The sequence below is a fragment of the Dubosiella newyorkensis genome, assembly GCF_001945605.1.
Lineage (GTDB): Bacteria > Bacillota_I > Bacilli_A > Erysipelotrichales > Erysipelotrichaceae > Dubosiella > Dubosiella newyorkensis.
Map to the genome: position 1 here is coordinate 1 of NZ_MPKA01000059.1, position 19,618 is coordinate 19,618.

Here is a 19,618-nt window from a genome sequence, read left to right on the forward strand (position 1 = left end):
GTCTGAAAGATTTTTCCGGTTTTGAGGGATCGATCGAGAAGAAGATCCGGTGGTGACAGAGAAGTGGAAATACCTGTTCCCGTCCCGAACACAGAAGTCAAGCACTCCATCGCCGAAGGTAGTTGGCCTAGCGCCTGCAAGAATAGGACGCTGCCGGTTCTAGAATAGACCAGAAAGTGTATGCTTTCTGGTCTTTTTTATTATCGAACAAACTGTCATGACACAAGATTGACATAGAACAATTCCCTGTTATAATTAGTGTCAACTGTGAGGTGAGCTCAATGAAAGAAAATTGGGATGTATTGATCGTAGGATGCGGGGCAGCGGGACTATATTGCGCGCTGAATCTGCCCGAAAATCAAAATGTTTGTATGATATGCAAAGAAGATATTGAACATAGTGATTCTTATCTTGCCCAAGGCGGGATCAGCATGCTTCGAGGCGAAGACGATTATCAAGAATATTTTAATGATACGCTAAGAGCCGGGCACTATGAAAACGATCCAAAAAGTGTAGATTTGATGATCCGCTACAGCAATACGATCATTAACGATTTGATCAAGCATGGCGTTGATTTTGAAAAAGATCAAGATGGTCGCCTTTGCTTTACAAAAGAAGGTGCCCATTCCAAGCCAAGGATCCTGTATCACGAAGATGAAACTGGAAAAGAAATTACGTCAAGACTTTTACTTGAAGCAAAAAAAAGAAAGAATATCCGCATCTATCCATATTGCATGATGATCGATCTTCTAGAAAAGGACAACCGAGCATACGGGATCGTTGTCCAAAAAGATCAAACGATCTTTCCTCTTTTTGCCAATTCTATTGTTTTGGCTTGCGGAGGCATAGGTGGCATTTTTAAAAACAGCACGAATTATGAAAGCTTGCAAGGAGATGCTTTAAGTATTTGTTTACATCATCATGTTGAATTAGAGAATATCGATTATATCCAGATCCATCCTACGACTCTTTATTCTACGAAGAAAGGAAGACGTTTTCTCCTCTCAGAATCTTTGCGAGGCGAAGGTGCTCGCCTTTTAAATATCCATGGAAAACGGTTTGTCAATGAGTTGCTTCCTCGCGATCTATTGACAGATAAGATCAACGAGCAAATGCGAATCGATCACAGCGATCATGTATTCTTAGATCTTACACCGATCGGAGAAACAGCATTAAAGACGCATTTTCCTCATATTTGTTCCCGCTGTCAAGAAGAAGGATACGATGTATTTCATGAACCAATTCCAGTCGTTCCAGCTCAGCACTACTTTATGGGAGGAATCAAGATCGATCTATCAGGCAAAACAAGCATGAAAGATTTATATGCATGTGGAGAAACGAGTTGTTCGAACGTACATGGAAGAAATCGTTTAGCCAGTAATTCATTGCTAGAATCTCTTGTGTTTGCGAAAAAAGCAGCTGAGGATATCACGTTTTCTCAATACGAACCCAAAGCACTCCTTCCTTTTACAATGAAGGAGATGTATCAAGACACTTCAAAATTGATGCAAGACTATCAAGATGAATTATGGAGCGAAATAGAAAGGTGGAAGTTGATCCATGAACGAAACAACATTGAAGCTTAATGCCGATCCTTATATTTTGATGGCATTGAGAGAAGATATATCCAACGAAGATATAACGACAAACGCGATCCATAAAGATAGGGAATATGGAGAAGCGGATCTGATCTGTAAACAAAAAGGAATCATTTGCGGGATTGATACTTTCAAACGTGTGTTTCAATTGCTCGATGACTCGAGCGATGTGATCTTTTTTTGTGAAGAGGGACAACCCGTTGAAGAAGGAATGCTTTTGGGAAAAGTGACTGGAAAGATCAGCACGATCTTAACAGGGGAGAGAACTGCTTTGAACTATTTGCAAAGAATGAGCGGGATCGCTACGATGACGCATCATGTTGTTTCGCTTCTAGAAGGAACGGGCATCAAATTGCTGGATACTCGTAAAACGACCCCAAACAACAGACTCTTTGAAAAATATGCAGTCAAAATCGGGGGTGGATATAATCATCGCTACAATCTCTCCGATGGAATTTTATTGAAAGACAATCATATTAACGCGGCTGGTTCCGTTAAAGAAGCGATCCAAATGGCTCGCGAATATGCTCCATTTGTCCGAAAAATAGAAATCGAGTGCGAAAGTCTAGAACAAGTCAAAGAAGCGCTCGAAGCCAAAGCGGATATTATCATGCTTGATAATATGGATCATGAGACGATGAAAAAAGCGATCGAATGGATCGATGGGCGAGCTGAAACCGAATGCTCCGGAAATATTTCGAAAGAAAATATTGAACGACTCAAAGATCTGAATGTCGATTATATTTCTAGCGGTTCGATCATCTATAATGCCGGTATTCTTGATCTTTCGCTAAAGAATTTAAAACCGATTGGAGAAGTATGAAAACAAGTGAAAGACGGGAAGCGATCATTTCGATCTTGAAGCAAGCCGAAGAAGCGATTCCCGCGAAAGCGCTCGCGGCAAAATTCAACGTATCCAGACAAGCGATCGTACAAGATCTAACCGTGATCCGCGCCTATACCCCGGGAATCGCTTCCACCTCGCGGGGATATGTAATGATCAAAGAACAAGAGAATTCTCCAAAAAAAGAATTTAAAGTATGTCACGATGCTTCCATGACTCAAGAAGAGTTGTTTACGATCGTGGATTGTGGCGGAAAAATAAAAAACGTCAGTATTTCCCATCGTATTTATGGCAGAATCAGTGTTGATCTTGATTTGCGTTCAAGGCAAGATGTGCTTGATTTTATGAAAGCGTTTGAAGGAAGCAAGTCCAAGTATTTAGGGGAAGTGACAAGCGGCTATCATTATCATCTCGTGGAGGCGGATAATGATGATCGCCTCCTGCTCATTGAGGAAAGGCTGAAAGCGCTTGGTGTATTGGCTCCTTTAAGTCCGTGGGAAAAAGAAGAAAGTGGGATAGAATAATGGCAAGCGTTCAAGAGATCCAAGAAGAAATTAGAAGATTAAAAAAAGAAACAAAAACGACGATTCTCGTTCACGCGTATCAAAGCCAAGAAATATTGGAGATCGCTGACCATGTTGGAGATTCGTATGGTTTAGCTTTATTGGCTAAAAAAGAAGAGAATCCAAATATGATGATGTGCGGGGTACGGTTCATGGCAGAAACCTGCAAGATCTTATGTCCGGATAAAACGGTGTATTTACCAAATCCAAGCGCTGGCTGCCCAATGGCCGAACAGCTTAATCGTTATTCTTTGATCAAGCTCAAGGAAGAATATCCAGAATATACAATAGTCGCTTATATCAACACGAGTGCGGAACTAAAAACAGAAACGGATGTTTGTGTCACTTCTTCTTGCGCTTATACAGTATGCAAGAATATTGAAAACGATAAGATCCTATTTATTCCAGATCCAAATCTAGGAAGCTACATTGCCAAAAAACTACCAGAAAAACAATTTAAATTCGTTCAAGGAGGATGTCCTCATCATGTGGCGATCACAAAAGAAGATGTTTTGAAAGCTAAACAAGCCCATCCAAAAGCGCTTCTGTTGGTCCATCCAGAATGTCAGAGAGAAGTGGTAGAGCTTGCAGATTTTGTGGGGTCTACTACGGAAATCATGAAATTTGCGAAAGAAAGCACGCATCAAGAGTTCTTGATCGGAACAGAAAACAGCATCGTAGAGCATCTTCAGTTTGACTGTATGAATAAAATATTCTATCCAGTATCTACAAATTTAGTGTGTCCAGATATGAAAGCAACAACTCTTATGGATATTTATCTTTGTTTAAAGGGAATAAGTGGCGAAAAGATCGAACTGGATCCTTTTACTTTAAATAGAGCAAAATCCTGTTTGGATGAAATGATCCGGCTTCAAGAAAAATAGAATATAAAATGGTTCAACTGCAGCTGAACCATTTTTATTTTATAGATTGTTTTTCTTTTTGAACGCTTCGATTTCTTCGTCTGTAATATCTTTTTTACCAGAAGTAAAATATGAATCTTTCATCTTTTCTTCTGGCGTCTTGCTGTCGGCCGTCAGATCCACTTTTCCATTGAAAATCCCGTAAACTTTATAGACGAATCCGGTCCCTTTTTTCTCTTTGATATAGTTTTTGATCATAGCGACATTTTCTTCTGACGTTTTGTCATTGTCGCAATACAAAAAACAATTTTGGCGATTTGTTTTGATTTCATATACACCAGGGATTTCTAATGCGGTCTTTTTCAGCATGGCTACTAAAGGAGTTGAGAGTACCACTACCATAATCTATACCTTCTTTCTATTTATATATCTATTTTAATAAAAATAGACTAGAAAAACAACGGAATTTGTGTGCGCTTATATCGAGAATTTTTGTTATGACAAGCAAATAAATAGAAGCTCAACAAAGTTTTTGCTATTGTGTATCCGTTAAGGAGGCGTCAGTATGGCACACTATAAAACAAAAGAATGGTTGATCGATGAATTACATAGAAATGGAATGAGTTTAGAAGATCTCTCTTCTCAAACAGGCATTGGTATGGAAGATCTAAAACGCCTAAGCGACGAAAATGAAGCCAACCAACATATTTGGGATGTCGTTTTAGGTCAGTTGAATTTTTATCCAACCATCGATTATCCAAGTGAATCTATTTTAGAGGATCTTCAAAACGATATGAATCAAATCGGACCAGAAGCCAAATGTACCGTTTTTTATGGTGTGAATGCAGATGACTTGATTTTCACAGATTACCAGCTTCCAGGAGAAGATGATCACGGGGCGAATGTTGATATTGATCAACTTTCAAAACTGCATATTTCTCTTGAAGAGGCATATGAACTGTTTGAAAAACAAAACATGACGTTATAAAGAAAGAAGGATATGATGGATATCAATCGCTCAGTTGAAGAAGCGAAAATACGCGATATTTCTTTGCTGGATGTACGTACTCCAGAAGAATATAGACATGGCCATATCCCTGGAGCAATCAATATTCCACTCAACACGACATCGAAAGTACAGCTAGATCCAGAAAAAGAGTATTTTGCTTATTGTCATAGCGGACGACGATCAGAGCTCGCTTCAAGGATCTTGAATGAAAGAGGCTTTCATGTAGAAAATATTGGCGGGATCGATGACTGGGTCAAAGAAATCGAAAATTAAAAAGATATGAATGAGTGCATTCATATCTTTTTTATAGGGCAAAAAGAATTCCTAAAAGCGCGCAAGACAAGATCATGACAATGGGATGAATCTTTTTAAAATAAAACGATATTCCGCTCAAGATCACAAACAATATAAGATGGATCCATGAAATCGATCCAACAGAAATAATACCTTCTGGAAAAATCGTAGAAACAAAAACCCCTAAACCAGCAGTCGCGATCATCGCTGTGACTGCTGGGCGCAAACCATAAAATGCATCCTGAACCCAATGTGATGTTTTGAATTTCTGCAAAAATTTGGCTACGATACAAATCACGATCACGCTAGGAAGGATCAAGCCGAACGTAGTGATCAATCCACCAAGGATATTATTTCCTGTTGTATGAAAGCCAACATAGGTTGCCATATTGATTCCCATTGGACCTGGGGTGGATTCTGAGACCGCGATCATATTCATCAGATCGTCAGCATTGAACCAATGGTATTTTTCCATCATTTCATAAAGAAATGGAATCGTAGCAAGACCTCCGCCTAAAGCAAACAGACCTGTTTTAAAAAACTCAATAAACAATGTCCACAATAATTGAAGATTCATGATTTTAAACCTCGCTTCGTTTTGATCGCTTGGATCAAAATTCCAGTTCCTGCCGCTAAAATGACGATCAAGATCGTAGGAAGCCACTGAAAATAAGAAAAGACAAGTGCGATCGCGAAAATGATCCAACCATAAGTATCTTTGATGCCACTCTTGATCATTTTGATTACGGCTTGCATGATCAAGATACACACGGCGATCCGTATCCCGGATAAAGCATGCTGGACGATTTCGAGTTCAGCAAAATTTGATAAAAGAGAAGCGATCAGTATGATGATCACGAGGCTAGGAAAGACGACACCACTCGTGGCGACGATCGTTCCTAAGATCCCTTTTTGATAATAGCCGATAAAGCTTGCGGTATTAACGGCGATCACTCCTGGCGTACATTGTCCAACAGCAAAATAATCTAAAAGCTCATCATCTGTCGCCCATTTCTTTTTTTCGACAATCTCGCTTTGGAGCATGGGAAGCATCGCGTAACCGCCCCCAAATGTAAAAGCGCCAATTTTAGCGAATGTGATAAACATATCCAAATAGATGTTCATAGTATTCTTCCTTTCCAAGATATTATACGAAAATAAAATGTAAAATTCGTAAAAACAGCTCAAGAGCTAGTAAATAGTGTAAATGATGGGTATTATAAGATTATGAAACATATCGTTATAGAAGTTTGCGCAGGCGGATTTGCGGATTGCTTGAGTGCTGCAGCAGCTGGAATCAAGAGAGTGGAGTTAAATTCCGCTCTTGCGCTAGGAGGTTTAACATGCACTGCTGCAACTCTTAGGAAAGTCAAGAAATATACAGATCTTGAGGTGATCTGTATGGTGCGGCCGCGCGGATGTGGATTTTGTTATGACGTGATGGAAAAAGAAATCATGTTTGATGAGGCAAAAGCATTGCTAGATGCTGGAGCGGATGGGATCGCGTTTGGGTTTTTAAAAGCCAATGGAGAAATTGATCAAGCTGAAACTGAAAAAATGGTCGATTTGATCCATAGTTATAATAAGAAGGCTGTTTTTCATCGGGCTTTTGACGTTTCAATCGATCCATATGAATCGATTCAAACTTTGATCGCTTGTCATGTCGATCGAGTCATGACTTCAGGCATGGACGAAACTGCGATAAGAGGGATGGAATTGATCCGGAAACTGCAGAACCAATTTCATGATCAGATCGAGATCTTGCCTGCTTGCGGGATCACCGCAAAAAACGTAGAACCGTTTTTGAACTATACGCAGTGTGATCAAATTCATTCATCGTGTCGTTCGTATCATTTTGATCCTACCACAAAGTTAGGTGGTGTCGATTTTTCCATGTATCCTCAAGAACACTCGATGGATTATGACATCGTGAGCGCTCGCAAACTTCAACAGCTGATCGATAAGGTCGGCATGCTCAATTTATAACAATAAAAAGCACATCAGGGTGATGTGCTTTTTCATTTGATTCACAATTGTCCAAAAAATAGTGTTCCAACATAAGCGAGTATGGACATAATGATCAAGAAGGCGGCTCCATAAGGAAGGATCATGGATAGAAGTTTAGAATCTTGACCATTTCCATCGACTGCGCTTAAAGCAATCGCGATGCTTTGAGGAGAAAGCATTTTACCGGCTCCAACACCTAGCGAGTTCAAAGCGACGATCCAATATGGATTTAAGTGAAGCGCTTCGGCTGCATTCATTTGCACCGCTCCAAACAGAACACCTGAGCTTGTTCCAGATCCGGTAACAAAGCATCCAAGAGCACCTAGCCAAGGAGCGATGAATGGATAGAAGGCGCCTGTCACTAAGATCGCGAATTCTGAAATCGAAGAAATCATTCCAGAATATGCCATGATCTTTGCGCACGCAAGGACGAAGCACATTGTCAAGATCGTTGGTGTCATTTGTTTAAGGGTGGCGATAAATACTGTTTTAAAGTCGTTCCAGTTCGCTTTTTGGATCAGTCCGCCAATGATCGCGGAAAGGAAGATCCAAACACCAGCAGTATTGATCCAAGTGAATGTCAATGTGTTTGGATTTTCTCCACTGTAGACGATCACGTTCGAAGCAAATTGCGAAAGATATGAATTGACGGGCGGAAGCAATTTGCTAGTCGACAATAATAATATAAAGATACAAATAAAAGGGGACCAAGCTACGAGCGCTTTTTTTAGAGTAAGAGAAGCGCCTTTTTGAATGTCCATTTGATAGGCTGGATCCGGCTTTTTCTTGAGCGACATGAGGATCGTCACCGCCATTGAGCAAACCGACCCTACAACAACAGCGAGCTCAGCTCCTACAAAATAAGCAATCGCGATTTGCGGAAGGACAAAAGCGACACCTGACATTAATACGATCGGCCAAATTCCCTTAAGCGCTTTGACTCCTTTGCCAGCCACCATCACGATCAAGAACGGACACAAGATCATGAATGGAGCGAGCTGCAACGTCTCTGTAAAAGAAAGATATGTGTTTTCTAAACCGACAAGATTGGCTAAAGTCACTGTCGGGATCCCGATGCTTCCAAATGGAGTAGGGACGCCATTCGCAATCAAGCAAACTAAGCAAGAGAATAAAGCCGGGAATCCTAATCCCACAAGCATTCCGGCAGGAATCGCGATCGCTGTCCCAAAGCCAGCCATACCTTCCATGAATCCTCCAAAGCACCAAGCGACTAATAGAACAAGAAGTCGCTTGTCGCTCGTGACAGAAGTCATCATTTGTTTGATCAATTCCATCGCACCTGTTCTAACTGTCAAATTATATGTAAAAACAGCTGCGACGATCACCACGACAATTGGCCAAAGAGCCATCAAAAAGCCTTCTAGAGCGGCTGTGCTAGTTTCCATGACGGGTAGTTTCCAGACAAATAAAGCGAGCAAGAAGGCGACGATCATTGAACCACACGCGGCCTTCCAAGTCGGCCATTTTAGCAGTGTCAAGGCTACGATCAACCACAAGATTGGGCATAAACCTAGGACGAAAAGTAATCCTATCATTTGTTTTCTCCTCTCATTTTCTCGATTTATTATAACAGAATCCATTTCGTCACACACAGATAATTCTTTTCAAAATAGTTTGTTAAAAGCGGTAGGTTGATGTATTATAGTGGTACGAAGTAGCACAAAGTGTCAGAAAGTGGGGTGATGGCACGTGTTCATGGGAGAGTTCGCGCATAACATCGATCGTAAGGGGCGATTGATCATGCCTGCCAAATTCCGTGATGAATTGGGCGAGCGCGTCGTAGTCAACCGTGGACTGGATGGCTGCTTGTATGTTTATACGATGGAACAATGGGAAGTTGTATATGCCAAATTATCCACATTACCCACGACAAAAAAGGACGCTCGAAAATATCAGCGTCTAATGCTTTCAAAAGCTTCTGAATGTGAACTAGATGGACAAGGTCGAATCTTGATTCCTGGCAATCTCGTTAAACTGGCTGGACTTGAAAAAGAGTGTATGATCATCGGTGTGGCAAATCATATCGAGGTTTGGGCTAAAGATAAATGGGAAAGCATGGAAGAAGAGGAAGATGGAAGCTTTGAAGAAATTGCAGAAAGCTTATCGGATTTTATGGAAATGTAGTTTATGGAACATATCAGTGTATTGCTTAAAGAAACGATAGACATGCTCAATGTCAAAGAGGATGGGATCTATGTCGATTGTACGCTAGGGCGTGGCGGGCATAGTTCCAAAATCTTGAAGCGCTGCTCGCATGGTCATTTATATTGTTTTGATATGGATCAAAAAGCGATCGAAGAAAGCACTCCACGGCTAGAAAAGGTCGGAAAGAATTTTACCTGCATCCATGCTCCTTTTGAGCAGATCAAGGAACGTATAAATACGTATGGGGTCGATCAAGTCGATGGGATCGTCATGGATCTTGGAGTATCTTCGCCCCAATTTGACGATGCCACACGAGGGTTCAGTTATCGAGAGGATGCGAAATTAGATATGCGGATGGATCAAAGCGCTCTATTGTCAGCTCATGATGTTGTGAACGCCTATTCGCTTGAAGAACTTACAAAAGTGTTTCGCGAGTATGGCGAAGAACCGTTCGCGTATAAGATCGCCAAGGCTATTATTAAAAGACGGGAAGATCATCCGATCGAAACGACTTTTGAACTTGTCGATACGATCAAATCAGCGCTTCCAAATTCGGTATTGAAAAAGAAGGGTCATCCGGCCAAAAAGGTATTTCAAGCGATTCGGATCGAGGTGAATCAAGAGTTGAGCCAATTGAAAAAAGCTTTGATTGAGGGGTTGGAGCTTTTGAAACCTGGCGGGCGAATGGTAGTGATCACCTTTCATTCTTTAGAAGATCGCATTGTGAAAAATGCCTTTAAAGAGGTCGCGACACCAAAAAAAGTCGATAAGCGGATACCTCAACAAGGGATAGAAAAGATTGAATATCGTTTATTAAATCGTAAGCCGGTCGTGGCTTCTGTTCAGGAACTAGAACATAATCCGCGCTCGCACAGCGCAAAATTAAGGGGAGTTGAGAGAAATGAGAATGAGAAAAACTAAACGAAAAAGTGCATTAGAACGTCTTTCGAGAATCATTTTTGCTTTTTCTCTCCTGTTCTACTGTGGTTCCAAAGTCGTAGTGAACGCCTATAATATAACGCTTTCGAAAGAGGAGCAAAGCATCGCGGCGAAGAACAATCAAAAACAAGACGCAGTAGAAGAACTGCAGGTCACCATTCGAAACATGCAGGATAAAAAAGAGGTTCTTGGAATGCTCAAAAATGAAGTCCAAGATAATCAAAACAACATCTTCATTATTGGAAACAGTGACGAATAACCGCTTTACGCGGTTTTTATTTTTTTACCATTTGAATTCATCGTTTGAATGAATATAATAAAAACAGCTTAGAATGGACAATTATGAATATAAATAAAACGAATAAAAAAATGAGTGCGATCCTTGTGGTCATGTTAGTCATCTCTGCGATCGTCGTTTCTAACGTTGTCTATACGATGATATCTAAACACCATATATGGTCTGGACAAGATGTCTTGCATTCAAAGATCCGTTCATCGATCGTCAATACGAGTGTCGAAGCAAAACGCGGAAATATTTATGATCGAAATCATAATGTGATCGCTCATCAGATTCCTGCGTATACAGTTGTCGCTTATTTGGATGATTCGATCGTGGATGAAAATGGAGACCCTGACTATGTCTCCGATCCAAAAAAGACGGCGAAGGAACTGAAAAAGTATTTGCCCAATATTGATGAAAAGCAAGTCGCGCAGATCTTGGAGAACGCGATCAAAAATGATTTAAGTCAAACAGAACTTGGATCAGGAACAAAACGAATCGATAAAGAAGTTATGGAAACGATCCGAAAAGCCAATATTCCTGGAATCGGTTTTATTGATGATATTAAAAGAGAATATCCGACGACTCCATTTGCATCGAATTTGATTGGATACGCCTCTTATGATGAAGATGAACAAAAAATCTTAGGAAAACTCGGCCTAGAACAAATGCTTGAAGAGTATTTAGCGGGCGAAGACGGATCGATTCAATATCAACAAATGGTGGATGGAACTGTCCTTCCGGGTACGCTTCAAGTCTTTGAAGAAGCCGTCGATGGGGATGATGTTATTTTGACGATTGATTCGAACCTTCAATCGGTCGTAGAAGCCCAGCTTCAAGAAACGATAACCGCCAACAACGCGAGCAATGCGTGGGCGATCGTGGTCGAAGTGGAGACTGGAAAGATCTTGGCGTGGGGAAGCTATCCGACATTCAATCAAAATCAGCCTACAGAAATTCCGAATTTTTTAAATAATATGACGGAAATGGCGATCGAGCCTGGTTCTGTCATGAAGCCTTTTGTTTATGCGACAGCGATCGACAGCGGCGTCTATCCGGCAGGACAATCGTACACAGCTGGATCGTTCACTTATGGTTTGGATGCGAACGGAAACATCGCCCGAGTCGCAAATGGAACGCAAACGGGTTTTCCTGTAATCAACGATGCGCTAGGTGAAAACTTTGGGGTGATCACATTCGAGCAAGGTTTGGCTTTTTCGTCCAATATCGCGATCTGTGAGTTATTGACAAATTATGTCAATTACAATCAATTTAGTGATTATTTGGATCGTTTTGGTTTTTATCAATATGTAGATATTCCTTTTGTTTCGGAAGCGAAAGGAACGAAGAATATTGAGTCCCCTTCGGATTATTTGTCCACTGGATTTGGACAAGCTTCTTCTTTGACGATCTTGCAGCTCATTCAAGCGTATACTGCGATCTTTAACGATGGGAAAATGATGCGTCCGTATGTGGTGGACGAGATCTATAATGTCGAAAGTGATCATGTTGTGAAAAAGTTCGAACCGGAAGTTGTTGGCGAACCGATTTCGGCCGAAACGGCGGCAAAAGTAAGAGAATTGATGCGTGGGGTCATGGCTCCAGGAGCAACCGGTGATAAATTTAATGTCGATGGCATCGAGATGATCGGAAAAACAGGAACGGGAGAAATCTACAATGAAAAGACGGGCGGTTATGACAAGACGAATTATACGTCCTCAGCGATGCTTGCTGCTCCTGCCAACGACCCAAAGATCATGGTGTATTGGGGAATGCAGTCTTCGAACTATTTAGATTATTCGCCATCTCCCGCTCAAACGATCATGCAGGCTGCTTTGATTGCCAATGCGGTTTCTGGCGCTAATCCACAGCCTTCCGACCAGAGCGAAGAACCAACTTGGTCTACCTATACGATGCCTTCATTGATCAACCATTCGATCGAATACGTGAATTCGCAAATGGAGGGCAAAAATGTAAATATCGTCATGATCGGAGATGGAAATACAATTGTCGATCAATTTGCCAAAGAAGGCTCGACCGTGTATTCTTATGATCGCGTGTTCTTGAAGACGAATGGTGAAAACATAACGATGCCGGATATGACCAATTGGACCCGAAAAGATATTACGGCTTTTTGGCAATTGAGTGGGATCGGTATTCAGACAAGCGGATATGGAAAAGTGACTACGCAAAATATTCCGCCTGGAGAATCGATCAATACTTCAAGCGATATCCAAGTTGTCTTAGAATAGGCAAATTGGCTCAATAATAGTTTGAATTTTGATAGTATGTTGTTAGAGAATGTCCGAATTGTTAATTTCACCTTTAAAAATACAATTTGAATCATGTATAATAGAGCCGAAGTGCTTGAAGGAGATGTCGAATGAGTAAAAAAGTATATGCGGCGATCGAGCTGGCAGATCAAGAGGTCCGTTTGGTCGTTATGGAAATATTTGAATCCCGATCGAACATTTTGAGAGTCGAGCGTGTTGCTTGTTCCGGCATACAGGGCAATTCGATCGTCGATGAAGCAAGTGTCGTAACGGCGATCCGCGAAGCCACGAAAAGTGCACAGGCGGCTCTTGGATATCGCATTGAGCGGGTCATTCTCTTGATCCCAGCTGTCAATGTCAAACACAGCAGCCAAAAAGTTCATGTTCAGATCGAGGATGGAACAAGGACGGTTCGTCAATTCCATATTCAGCAAGGATATCAAAAAGCGATCCAAAAGAAGATGGGAGATGACGTGGAGTATGTGAATCCAAATAAAATCACGTACTTGATCAATGGAAGCGAGACAAGCAAGCTTCCAAAAGGTGAAGAGTGCAATGATTTTTATATGTATGTAGATTTGTTGTATGCCAGCAAAGAAACGATCTTCACGTTTGCGCGGTGCATCGAGCAAGCCAATCTGGAAATCCTGGATATTTGTTTGGATGTATTCGCCATGGGTGAAGAAACAGCGGCCTTACAACAAAGTATCGATCGGTCGATCATTCAGTTAAGTATTGAAGAAAGCCATACAGAACTCGCTTTATTCATGGATCAAAAACTGATGTCCGTCGCTGATCTTGAGAAAGGATTTGGCTGGCTGATCGAGCCTTTGAAGGAGAAGTATCGACTTTCTAGCGAGATATGTTATCGGCTGCTGCAAAATGTTTTCTCAGGAAAAGAAGAAGAAAACAGCGACGTGATCGTATATATCGAGCAGAAAGAAGAGAATCGTGTTGAGATCAGCGCGAAAGAGCTAGCGGAAGTTGTTTTGCCACGATTGAAAGAGTGGATCGTAGAGATCAATACAGCTTGCGATCCGATCGTTCGAAACGGTAAAACGCGGTATGTGCTAACAGGAAAGGGAAGCAACATTCCTGTATTGAAGGATATGGAAACGAGTTTCAACGCGGAAGCGATCGTTTATGAACCTTCAACGATCGGCGCTCGAGATGGTGCTTTGATCGCAGATCTTGGCGCAGCCTATGTATGGCAGGATACGAATCGGATCCGTCAGGACGATCGGATCTCTGTCAACAACAACGAATTGGAGGCGAGCATCGATTCCATCAACCAAAAAGCAAAAGATGGCGATGGCGGCTTCACTCGAAAAATGAAAAGTGTCATTTTGTCGGATAAAGATTAGTAACAGGAGGAACTGAGAATATGCCAGAATTTAATCAAGTAGCGAATATTAAAGTCTTCGGTGTGGGAGGCGGCGGAAGCAATGCCGTGAACCGTATGGTTGCCGATGGAGTAAAAGGAGTCGATTTCTTCATCTGCAATACCGATGTACAAGTGATGAAAAACTCGCCTGCCGAAAACAAGATCGTTTTAGGTAAAGAAACGACTAAGGGACTTGGCGCCGGCGGAAATCCAGAATATGGACGTAAAGCGGCAGAAGAGTCCGAAAACGAGATCCGTGACGCTGTCAATGGAGCCGATATGGTCTTCATCACAGCAGGAATGGGCGGTGGAACAGGAACTGGCGCGGCTCCTCTTGTTGCGAAGATCGCAAAAGAAGAAGGGGCTTTGACCGTTGCGGTCGTAACTCGTCCTTTCACATTTGAAGGAAGAAGAAGAGCCAACAATGCTGCAGAAGGGATCGATGAACTTAAAAAGTATGTAGATTCTTTGATCATCGTTTCAAATGATAACCTTCTTGAAGTGATCGGAAGAAAACCAATCGAAGAAGCGTTCCAAGCAGCGGATAACGTGCTTCGTCAAGGTGTTCAGACGATTTCCGATCTTATTGCTGTCCCTGCGCTGATCAATCTTGACTTTGCGGATGTAAGAAGCGTGATGCAGAATCAAGGTCGCGCTTTGATTGGTATTGGTATGGCTGAAGGAGAAGACAAGGCAGTGGTTGCGGCTGAAAAGGCGATCCAATCTCCTCTTCTCGAAGCGCAGATCAGTGGCGCAAAATCAGCGATCATCAATATTACAGGTGGCGATAAAGTTTCGCTTTATGATGCGCAAAACGCAGTGGCTGTAATCCAAGATGCGGCTGGTGGCGATGTGGACTGCATTTTCGGTATTGCGATCAATGAGCAGCTCGGCGATGCGGTGATCGTTACGGTAATCGCGACTGGATTTGAAGAACCAGTAAAAAATAACACAAGAAAGAAAAGAAATGAAAATCCGCAAGTGCAGCTTGCGCAAAGCAACCAAGCACTATTTACTCAACCGACGATCCAGACGACTGTCAATCCAGGCGTTGTGACAACGGCTGTTGAAGAACCAAATCAGGACGATCAAATTCCGAACTTTTTCTTCAATCGTTAAAAAATGAAAGTCGCTCTATTTGATGCTGCGTTATTGAACACACCTTATATTCAGGCTTTTGTTCAAGAACACAACATCGGATGTGCTGTCGTTTCCAGTTTATATAAGGATATTGAAAATCCTTTAGATATCGAGATCTTTATTCAGAAGGATCTTTCTATCCAAAACTTTGTATTTCAACCGATTAAGGATACATTGATTGTGTTTGATACAAAGACGCAAGCTTGGAAACGATACTACTTTCAGCTATTTTCCTTGGAAGAATCGGATACGATTTCCGTTTTGGCAGAGCAGATCAATTGTTCGATTGATAAATTTAATGCGAAATATTCAGGAAAATGATTTATAGAAGTGAGCGAAAAGGGAGAATAAGAATTCTATTATTCTCCCTTTTTCTGTATTTATAGATATTTCATCAAGTGAATATGTGAAATTATCGAATTCCTCAATACTGAAAGTCTTATATGATAAACTTTTAAAGTTGAAAGGGACGTCTTTACTATGAAACAAAAACAAAAGAGAAAAGTGAGAAAAGGAATTCTTTCTAAATTGCTTTCACCGATTCTATTTGTTCTTTCTTTAGTGTTGGCTTTTCAGATCTATCGTCTGAATATTTTGCCGGTTCAATATTTGCTGCCGATCTTGATCGTAATTGTTGTGTTGACCCTTATTTTATTGATTTGCAGCTATACAAAAACACATCGAGTTTGGATCCGAAGATTCACTACATTTATGACCGTCCTTTTGACGATCGTTTATAGTGTTGGAAATTATTATATTTATAAGACGGATGAATTGTTCGCTCGAATCGATGATCTTGCGACAAAGATAACGAATACGATATCAGTTCGAGTGATGAAGAATTCATCGATCAAAGACGCAGATCAGCTCAATGGAGTCAAGGTTGGTGTTTGTCTTTCTCAAGATCAGACAGGAACGCAAAAAATGCTTGATTCCCTTCAGGATAAAGGAGTTTCTGTTGAGCAGGAAGATTTTGATAGTCTAACGTCAATGACGGCTGCTTTGTATGATGGGCAGATCGACGCTATGATCTTGAATGACGCCTATCTTGGTTTGGTCCATGATACTGAGCCGTTTACATTTATTACAACAGATACGAAAACGGTGGATCAATTGATCTATTATACTGATCGTACACATCAAGTCGAGGATTCTAAAGATCAAGTCAATGTGACCCAGCAGCCTTTTTCAGTGCTCATCAGCGGCAATGATACATATGGTTCTTTATCGGAAAATTCAAGAAGCGATGTCAATATGATCGTGACGGTCAATCCAAAAACGGGGGTCATCTTAATGACAAGCATTCCTCGCGATTATTATTTAGAGGTGGATTGTCCAAATCAAAATGGCTGTCTAGCTGGTCAAATGGATAAATTGACCCATACTGGAATTCGTGGGGTGGAGACGACAGAAGCTACTTTAGAGAAGGCGCTAGGAATCAATATCAACTATACGGTTCGAGTAAATTTTTCTTCGCTTGTTAATCTTGTCGACGCTTTAGGTGGGATCGATATCGATGTTCCAGAAGGTATGGCCGTCAAGACCTTTTATGCCAATGAGACATTGGAAGGTGTGAAAGAGGGAAGAAATCATTTGGAAGGGGAGCGGGCTTTAGCGTTTGCTCGAGAAAGGCATGCGTATGTAGATGGGGATACCCAGCGCGTGCGAAACCAGCAAACCGTGCTTAGAGCGATCATCGATAAGATCACTTCTCCTGCGATCTTGATGAATTATGGGAAGTTTGTCGATGCGATCGGTGGCGCCTTCGAAACCGATATGCCTGCAAGCCAGATCAAGGATCTGATGCGTTTTCAGTTAGCTCGGAATCCACACTGGAAGTTTGAGAGTTATTCGCTGCGCGGAGAAGGCAGTACGGAATATTGTGCGGAGCTAGGAGACTATGCGTATGTTACAATGCCGGATGAGTACTCAGTCGAGATCGCCCGTCAAAAACTACAGGCTGTATTGAATGGAAAGTCGGCAGATTCGATCAAAGACGAGCAAGAGTTAGCGCCTGCAGGAGCTTTTAGCCAAGAAGATACATCGGAGCAAGACGAGGAAATCAATCAGGAAGAGGATTTCGAGGATCCATATCCAGTTTATGAGAATGCACCGACGTATGATGAACAGATCGACGAGGGGCTGTCAGCTTACGAAAATGAAGATCCTTTACAATATAACAGTTCTAATGAAGAAGAGGCTTATAATCCGAATTGGTCTTTGGATAGTGAATCTCAACAGTATCCTTCGTATGGAGAGTAAAAAAGAGTGTACGAGATACACTCTTTTTCAAAGAGAAAGAGTCGTGTGAGGTGAGATATGAATAAAGAAAATGCGATCGAAGTTCGGAATATGTATAAACACTTTACCGTTGAATATGATAAAGCCAATACGTTAAAAGAACGTTTGATCTTTTGGAAAAGAGGAAACAAAGATGTCAAAGAAGTTTTGAAGGATATTAGTCTTGATATTAAAAAGGGCGAAACTGTGGCTTTGATTGGTACGAATGGAAGTGGAAAATCGACTTTATTAAAGTTAATGACCAAGATCATTTATCCAAATAAAGGGACTTTAGAAACGGATGGGAAATTGACTTCGCTTTTAGAGCTTGGGGCGGGTTTTCATCCTGATTTTACGGGACGAGAGAATATTTACTTCAACGCTTCCATCTTTGGCTTGACGCATCAAGAAATCGATAAAAGAATCAATGATATTATCGAGTTTTCTGAATTGGGTGAGAATATCGACAATCCAATTAGAACGTATTCGTCGGGTATGTATATGCGTTTAGCTTTTTCGGTCGCGATCAATGTGGATGCGGAGATTCTTTTGATCGACGAGATTCTCGCAGTGGGGGATCAGCATTTTCAGGATAAATGTTTTGCCAAATTAGAAGAATTAAAAAATAGCGATAAAACGATCGTGATCGTTACGCATTCGCTCGATGTTGTAAAGAAGCTTTGTGATCGAGCAATATGGATCTATAAAGGAGAATTTCGTTTAGATGGAGATCCAACGTATGTCATCGATGAATATTTAAAGCAAGTTGAACTCGATCATCAATACGATATAAAAACCGCGATTTTAGAAGGTCGCCATAAAATAAAAGGAGTTATCTATATTGATTCTCCTAAAAATTTCTCAAAATTGTTTAAGGTTGAGGGGAATTTGGCCTTTCATGGATGGTCGATCCATAATGGGTATGATATTCGTTTAAAGATTTTTTTAGATAATGAACCAGTCGAAAATTACTCGCATAATCCTCGACCGGATGTTTATAATGCGTATGCAGAAGATTATGCCGGTTTTTTAAATAAAGATACTATTGGATGGTCTTTTGAAATGCCATACTCTGAACTTTCTTTGGGGAAACATATAATAAAAGCACAATTGGTCGATAAAGAATCGAATATTATTGAAGAAAAAGAAAGTGAATTCACAATAGAATAGGAGGGAATCTCTTGAAATTATTTAAAGATTTGTATCAATATCGTGAATTATTGAAAACAAATATTAAAAAAGATATCCGCGGCCGATATAAAGGATCTTTTCTAGGGATTCTCTGGTCATTTATCAATCCATTGCTGCAAGTAGTGGTTTACTGGATCGTATTTCCATACTTAATGGGAAGAGCTGCCATGGAAGGTGAAAACTATTTGATCTATTTGATTACTGGGCTTATTCCATGGACCTTTTTTATGACTGTAGTTTCTCAAGGAACAGTGTGCATAAAATCGAATGCGGGAATTATTAATAAAGTTTATTTTCCAAGAGAAATCCTTCCTATTTCAATGGTGGCGAGTGGTTTGGTCAATTTTTTTATTTCTTGTATCATCATTCTTGTTTTTTTATTAGGAAGTGGTGTCGGCATTTCTTATCATATCATTTTAGTTCCAGTTATAGCTTGCATTGAAGCTCTTTTGGCTTTAGGTTTGGTTTTTATTTTAAGTGCTATAAATGTGTATGTGCAGGATGTTGAAAATATCGTTCAATTCCTTTTGAATATGTTGATGTATGGATCTCCGATCATTTATCAACTTAAACAATTTGACTCGGCTGGATTTTTATATAAATTGATCGAATGGAATCCTATGACGATCTTGATCACGGCTTATCGAGATGTTTTCATGTATCATCGTTGGGTCAATTGGCAAGATTTAGGGATTGTATTTCTTTTAGCACTCGTGCTAGTCGTTTTAGGTTATGAAGTCTTCAAGAAATTGGAGAAAGGCTTTGCGGAACAATTATAGGCAAGGAG

General features: G+C 40.8%; 21 protein-coding genes and 1 rRNA gene. 18 read left to right on the forward strand and 4 right to left on the reverse strand.

Translation table 11 applies throughout. The features are described from left to right. Positions 1-45 precede the first annotated feature (45 nt). The 5 genes from rrf (at position 46) to nadA (ending at position 3,889) form a co-directional block, all read left to right on the forward strand. Positions 46-159, forward strand: a 5S ribosomal RNA gene (gene rrf / locus BO225_RS04840). Positions 160-281: 122 nt separating this feature from the next. After that, on the forward strand, positions 282-1,586 hold the full coding sequence (locus BO225_RS04845; RefSeq protein WP_076341145.1) for an L-aspartate oxidase: 1,305 nt from the start codon (positions 282-284) through the stop codon (positions 1,584-1,586). Beyond that, positions 1,561-2,421: a carboxylating nicotinate-nucleotide diphosphorylase gene (nadC, locus tag BO225_RS04850; protein ID WP_076341146.1), complete on the forward strand. Its 861-nt coding sequence runs from the start codon at positions 1,561-1,563 to the stop codon at positions 2,419-2,421. The genes BO225_RS04845 and nadC overlap by 26 nt, the downstream gene beginning before the upstream one ends. Next, positions 2,418-2,966: a transcription repressor NadR gene (locus BO225_RS04855; protein WP_076341147.1), complete on the forward strand. Its 549-nt coding sequence runs from the start codon at positions 2,418-2,420 to the stop codon at positions 2,964-2,966. The genes nadC and BO225_RS04855 overlap by 4 nt, the downstream gene beginning before the upstream one ends. Next, positions 2,966-3,889, forward strand: coding sequence for a quinolinate synthase NadA (gene nadA / locus BO225_RS04860; protein WP_076341148.1), 924 nt, complete (start codon positions 2,966-2,968; stop codon positions 3,887-3,889). The genes BO225_RS04855 and nadA overlap by 1 nt, the downstream gene beginning before the upstream one ends. A 39-nt stretch (positions 3,890-3,928) precedes the next feature. On the opposite strand, the gene BO225_RS04865 is transcribed toward nadA, so the two are convergent. After that, the gene (locus tag BO225_RS04865; protein ID WP_076341149.1) at positions 3,929-4,270 is read right to left on the reverse strand and encodes a hypothetical protein; all 342 of its coding nucleotides are present in this window, start codon (positions 4,268-4,270) and stop codon (positions 3,929-3,931) included. Positions 4,271-4,433: 163 nt separating this feature from the next. On the opposite strand from BO225_RS04865, the gene BO225_RS04870 reads away from it, so the two are divergent. Further along, the gene (locus BO225_RS04870; RefSeq protein ID WP_076341150.1) at positions 4,434-4,856 is read left to right on the forward strand and encodes a hypothetical protein; all 423 of its coding nucleotides are present in this window, start codon (positions 4,434-4,436) and stop codon (positions 4,854-4,856) included. A gap of 12 nt (positions 4,857-4,868) precedes the next feature. Beyond that, complete coding sequence (locus BO225_RS04875; protein WP_083632090.1) at positions 4,869-5,150, forward strand: rhodanese-like domain-containing protein; 282 nt, start codon at positions 4,869-4,871, stop codon at positions 5,148-5,150. Between the two features lie 31 nt (positions 5,151-5,181). Here the strand turns inward: BO225_RS04875 and BO225_RS04880 are convergent, their stop codons facing one another. Together BO225_RS04880 and BO225_RS04885 are read right to left on the reverse strand one after the other, a co-directional pair. Beyond that, positions 5,182-5,748, reverse strand: coding sequence for a chromate transporter (locus tag BO225_RS04880; RefSeq protein WP_076341152.1), 567 nt, complete (start codon positions 5,746-5,748; stop codon positions 5,182-5,184). Then, complete coding sequence (locus BO225_RS04885) at positions 5,745-6,296, reverse strand: chromate transporter (protein ID WP_076341153.1); 552 nt, start codon at positions 6,294-6,296, stop codon at positions 5,745-5,747. The genes BO225_RS04880 and BO225_RS04885 overlap by 4 nt, the downstream gene beginning before the upstream one ends. A 102-nt stretch (positions 6,297-6,398) precedes the next feature. Here BO225_RS04885 and BO225_RS04890 point away from each other — a divergent pair, with 102 nt between their 5' ends. After that, positions 6,399-7,157, forward strand: a complete 759-nt coding sequence (locus tag BO225_RS04890) for a copper homeostasis protein CutC (RefSeq protein WP_076341154.1) — start codon at positions 6,399-6,401, stop codon at positions 7,155-7,157. A gap of 41 nt (positions 7,158-7,198) precedes the next feature. Here the strand turns inward: BO225_RS04890 and BO225_RS04895 are convergent, their stop codons facing one another. After that, a complete protein-coding gene (locus BO225_RS04895) occupies positions 7,199-8,734 on the reverse strand; it encodes an L-lactate permease (protein WP_233120290.1) in 1,536 nt (511 codons plus the stop codon). A gap of 154 nt (positions 8,735-8,888) precedes the next feature. Here BO225_RS04895 and mraZ point away from each other — a divergent pair, with 154 nt between their 5' ends. From mraZ to BO225_RS04945, 10 genes are all read left to right on the forward strand, one after another. After that, positions 8,889-9,323 (forward strand): division/cell wall cluster transcriptional repressor MraZ, encoded by a 435-nt coding sequence (gene mraZ, locus BO225_RS04900; protein WP_076341155.1) that lies wholly within the window; start codon positions 8,889-8,891, stop codon positions 9,321-9,323. A gap of 3 nt (positions 9,324-9,326) precedes the next feature. Then, positions 9,327-10,265, forward strand: coding sequence for a 16S rRNA (cytosine(1402)-N(4))-methyltransferase RsmH (gene rsmH, locus BO225_RS04905; protein WP_076341156.1), 939 nt, complete (start codon positions 9,327-9,329; stop codon positions 10,263-10,265). Further along, positions 10,252-10,542, forward strand: a complete 291-nt coding sequence (locus BO225_RS04910; RefSeq protein WP_076341157.1) for a hypothetical protein — start codon at positions 10,252-10,254, stop codon at positions 10,540-10,542. The genes rsmH and BO225_RS04910 overlap by 14 nt, the downstream gene beginning before the upstream one ends. 83 nt (positions 10,543-10,625) lie before the next feature. Next, positions 10,626-12,815: a penicillin-binding protein gene (locus BO225_RS04915; protein WP_076341158.1), complete on the forward strand. Its 2,190-nt coding sequence runs from the start codon at positions 10,626-10,628 to the stop codon at positions 12,813-12,815. 131 nt (positions 12,816-12,946) lie between these two features. Beyond that, entirely contained in the window at positions 12,947-14,200 is a 1,254-nt protein-coding gene (locus BO225_RS04920) for an acetate and sugar kinases/Hsc70/actin family protein (RefSeq protein WP_076341159.1), read from the forward strand. Positions 14,201-14,220: 20 nt separating this feature from the next. Further along, a complete protein-coding gene (gene ftsZ, locus BO225_RS04925; protein ID WP_076341160.1) occupies positions 14,221-15,339 on the forward strand; it encodes a cell division protein FtsZ in 1,119 nt (372 codons plus the stop codon). A gap of 3 nt (positions 15,340-15,342) precedes the next feature. Continuing rightward, entirely contained in the window at positions 15,343-15,681 is a 339-nt protein-coding gene (locus tag BO225_RS12695; RefSeq protein ID WP_076341161.1) for a hypothetical protein, read from the forward strand. 159 nt (positions 15,682-15,840) lie between these two features. Then, positions 15,841-17,622: an LCP family protein gene (locus BO225_RS04935; protein WP_076341162.1), complete on the forward strand. Its 1,782-nt coding sequence runs from the start codon at positions 15,841-15,843 to the stop codon at positions 17,620-17,622. A gap of 57 nt (positions 17,623-17,679) precedes the next feature. Then, the gene (locus BO225_RS04940) at positions 17,680-18,810 is read left to right on the forward strand and encodes an ABC transporter ATP-binding protein (protein ID WP_076341163.1); all 1,131 of its coding nucleotides are present in this window, start codon (positions 17,680-17,682) and stop codon (positions 18,808-18,810) included. Between the two features lie 11 nt (positions 18,811-18,821). Beyond that, complete coding sequence (locus tag BO225_RS04945) at positions 18,822-19,610, forward strand: ABC transporter permease (protein ID WP_076341164.1); 789 nt, start codon at positions 18,822-18,824, stop codon at positions 19,608-19,610. Positions 19,611-19,618: the final 8 nt, after the last annotated feature.